This is a genomic window from Hyphomonas sp. UBA3601 (assembly GCF_002375605.1).
Classification (GTDB): Bacteria; Pseudomonadota; Alphaproteobacteria; order Caulobacterales; family Hyphomonadaceae; genus Hyphomonas.
The window spans coordinates 4,646-8,222 of sequence record NZ_DFME01000061.1 but is presented as its reverse complement, the minus strand read 5'-3'; the positions used below and the strand labels follow the sequence as shown (position 1 = coordinate 8,222).

The window sequence follows — 3,577 nt, the reverse complement described above, 5'->3', positions numbered from 1 at the left end:
CCGGCGCTCGCGCCTGCCAGTGTTGTAGCCTTTTTGCGAGAATCGGTTCGTACCCTTTCGGGTGAGAACGAAACGACTTCACTGGGCGATTTTCTTGCCGCGATGTCAGAGGCCGATGAAATAGTTCCATTCAAGAGTTCGCAACCAGATCAAACAGCCAACTTAAGACCATTGGGCGCTCTTGTCCTGGAGGGGGCAACTCGCCCAGAACTCATCTCCGAGCGGACCGTCTTCCAAGGAACCCTGAAATTAGATCCGGCAGCCTTCGCTTCGCTTTTGTTCCTTGAATTCCAAGCCTTGAAAGCGATTCAACATGTCACGCCGGTGTCTCCCCCTGACGAGGCCGGAACAGCCGGAAAAGTGACGGGCGCCGCCAAATGAGTTTGTCCGATAACCAAACTTGCAAGCAAGACGACTGCTTTGTTCCCCAAACGTCGTGCGCGAAAGGCCATATGGATCCTTCGAAATGTCCGCACTTTGTGGCACCCAATGCAATCGTGGCAATGGGAGCGTTTCGTACTGAGGATGATGAACTTTTCCCATGGACTGGACGTCCACTTGGCCTCATCGATCTTCGCTTCGTCTCGGCGACACGTCGCCCGCACCTTGTAGGAATTGCCGGTGCAGCTGACGCTGGAAAAACGACGCTTCTCTGTCTTCTTTTTCTGGCCATCTATCGCGGGCGCCGTATCGGTCCTCATACGTTTTCTGGCTCATTTACTCTACAGGGCTGGGAGAACATCGCGCGTCATTTGCAATTGAATGCAGGAGAAACCATCAAATTTCCACCGCATACATCCCAGAACGGGCGAGTACCTGGCCTTTTGCATTTGGGGCTTTCTGACGATGATCGGAACCGCATGGATGTGCTTTTGGCCGACGCTTCAGGGGAGTGGTTTTCTGCATGGACTGACAAGCCGACATCGGAAAAAGCGGCCGGCGCTCGCTGGACAGCGGACCATTCTGACAAACTGCTTATCGCCGCAGACACCGACGCCTTGATGGGAAAGAAGGGTGGGGTTTCTCGCCGGGAGCTGGAGTTTTTAATCAGGAGAATTGCCAGCGATTCTGGCACCGAAGGTGTGGCGCTGGTATGGACCAAGAATGATCTCCCGCGAGACGCAGAATTGTCAAATACGATCGAAGACCTATTCCGATCCTGTTTCAAGGATGGGCCAGTGTTCGCGATTGGCGTCCCAGAGCAAGAAAATCCTGACCCTGACAAGACACTGCAAGAGTTGGAGGTGATTTTCTCTTGGGCTTTCGAGCCCCGGAGCCGTACCATTTCTCTGACGAGGCCTGACCACGCCGCATTCGATCCCTTCATGGCATATCGAGACGCATCATGACTGAGCGTTCCGCTTCAATTCTTCTGATCGGTGAGTCCGATGTCGGCAAGACGCATTTCGGCGCTCAGCTTCTGAGGCGTCTCAATAGCGGTCTTGGAACGATGGAACTCATCAATAGCGACAATCTTCAGCCTTTCCGCGAAACCATGGACCAGATCAGCCAGGGTTTGGCGGGACGCCACACTCCAAGAAGCGAGTCGTCGACAAGTCGCTGGACTATAAGACGCAAATCTGATGACGCGCGTTTCACCCTTGAATGGCCCGATTATGGCGGTGAGCAAATAAGCGCTATGGTCGCGGAACGGCGCATGCCGATTGCATGGCGCGAGAAGATTGAATCGACCTCTGCATGGGTCTTTATGGTTCGAGCCAGCCGCGTGCGCTTGCCAGAAGATGTCCTTACGCGTCAGGTCAGATTGCCTGCCGAAGATGATGAAACTGAAAGTGTTCTATCCGCTCAATCGCGCCTTGTCGAAACGCTGCAGATGCTTCGTTTCAAGGTCGCCGCCTATTCGGAGGCATGGACCAACCCGCCACCTATATGTGTGATCTTGTCTTGTTATGATGAATTGAAAACGGACCTCTCTCCCGCTGAGTACTCGCGCCTGAAATTGCCGCTCCTTGACGCTTACTTGCGTACAAATTGGAGTTCAGAAGACCTGCGAATTTTCGGCGTCTCGCCACTTGGTCAAGCGCTAAGCGATTCCGAGCCAGATGCTGATTTCGTCGCCAAGGGGCCCGATAAGATGGGTTATGTTCTTGATGAAGACGGCGCCCAATCCGGGGATTTGCTGTCACCGGTAGAATGGGTACTTAACGCTGCTAGGCGCAGTTAGTGGTTAAACCGATGCCCTTGGTTGTTGACGAAATTTTCGTCGGAGAACGTGATCGAGGGATGAATGTGTTGTCATCGAGTGTCTCTGACGCACAATCGCAAAGCCTCGCACACTACCTTGACCTTCCGGGCCAACCACCACAAGGCTACGTGCTGACAAGCTATGTTTCAGGCGCTTTGATCGGGAATAGCTATGTCGTCGCGCGCACGAGCTCTGACCCCAGCGCCGAGAGAAACGGCATGGTTTTCAGTCATGCAATTGTTGTCGCAAAAGACGACATCGAGGCATTTGCGGATTTACGGGCGATCTTTGGCCATCTGCAGAAAGCGCGAAGCTCGCCGCTACTCGCTGAACGTCGAATGATCAGTGCGACCGGTAGGGTTGAGGAACCTCCACCAGGCCCCTTTTCCGATATGGTGACTGTGCCTTCGAAGTTTCCTGCCATTACGGTCGACGACGCGCGGTTTGAGAATCTTATCATACGCCTCTGGGCCAAGCTTCCGCCAGCTATGCGCAGTGAGCTTAGGTTCGGCTTGAGTTTTGGGCCGGACGAAGCGCAAAGTCAGGGCCTGCAAATCGCCTTGGTTCCTGCTTCGCTTGAGATGCTCTGGCCGCTTGAGAGGCGGATCGATGCGACATACGATCAGTCTCCGGCCCGACCCGCGGCGGGGCGGTACCTGTCAAGCGGGTCTAGCGGGAAACTCGAAGCACATATCGAAGATCTCAACATCCATTCGATCAGCCTGTCAAAAATCGCACTACTTGGACGATCATGCGAGATCGCAGAAAAGACAAGTGTGTCCTTCAGCGACGCTGTTGCAGCCTTGCGCGTAGTAGGGGTGTTGCAGCCTGATCCGGACAAAGGAACGTCAGTGAAGCGTAAGATCTTGGACGCCGTCTTGTCTCGTCCAGGTCCGGCTGCACTAGAACACATTATGGCCATACGGAATGTGAATTGGGCGCCATTCAATCTGGCTTTGGATCAACCCGAAGAACTTGAAATGTCCTTCGCAAATCGAATGGCGAGCATCGGCCCTCAGGATGATGTATGCGAACTTCTCGTGGCGATGTTTGATGCAGAAGCAGCGACCAGGGAATGGCGGCGGGCAGGCATTGGCGTGCTAGGCGCGATGACCAAAAATATGGCGATCAAACTAGCTCCCCACATATGGACTTTGCTTGTCACCAATACTGAGATTGGAGTGATGGTCCTCGGCGAAGCTCCTACGGCTCTCCTTGATCTTGCGATGTCGCAAACGCCACCAACAATCGCGGGCAAGGCAATTGAGCAGCTCTCTCCTTTGCTTGCCAGAGCTCGCTTCCACAAGTCCGAAGCGCAACTTCTGCTTCTCAGTCACCCTAAGAACATACTTGCGGCTCTTGAGGAGGCCT

4 protein-coding genes are annotated in these 3,577 nt (G+C 54.1%); all 4 read left to right on the top strand.

Going from position 1 to position 3,577, the window contains the following annotated elements; all coding sequences use genetic code 11:
• Window positions 1-381: GTPase-associated system all-helical protein GASH (locus tag B4F73_RS06735; protein WP_290482820.1), on the top strand; the 381-nt coding region annotated here is incomplete at its 5' end.
• A complete protein-coding gene (locus tag B4F73_RS06730) occupies window positions 378-1,349 on the top strand; it encodes a TRAFAC clade GTPase domain-containing protein (protein ID WP_290482819.1) in 972 nt (323 codons plus the stop codon). The genes B4F73_RS06735 and B4F73_RS06730, both read left to right, overlap by 4 nt.
• On the top strand, window positions 1,346-2,185 hold the full coding sequence (locus B4F73_RS06725) for a hypothetical protein (protein WP_290482818.1): 840 nt from the start codon (window positions 1,346-1,348) through the stop codon (window positions 2,183-2,185). The genes B4F73_RS06730 and B4F73_RS06725 overlap by 4 nt, the downstream gene beginning before the upstream one ends.
• On the top strand, window positions 2,185-3,577 hold a 1,393-nt coding region (locus B4F73_RS06720; RefSeq protein ID WP_290482817.1), incomplete at its 3' end, for a hypothetical protein. The genes B4F73_RS06725 and B4F73_RS06720, both read left to right, overlap by 1 nt.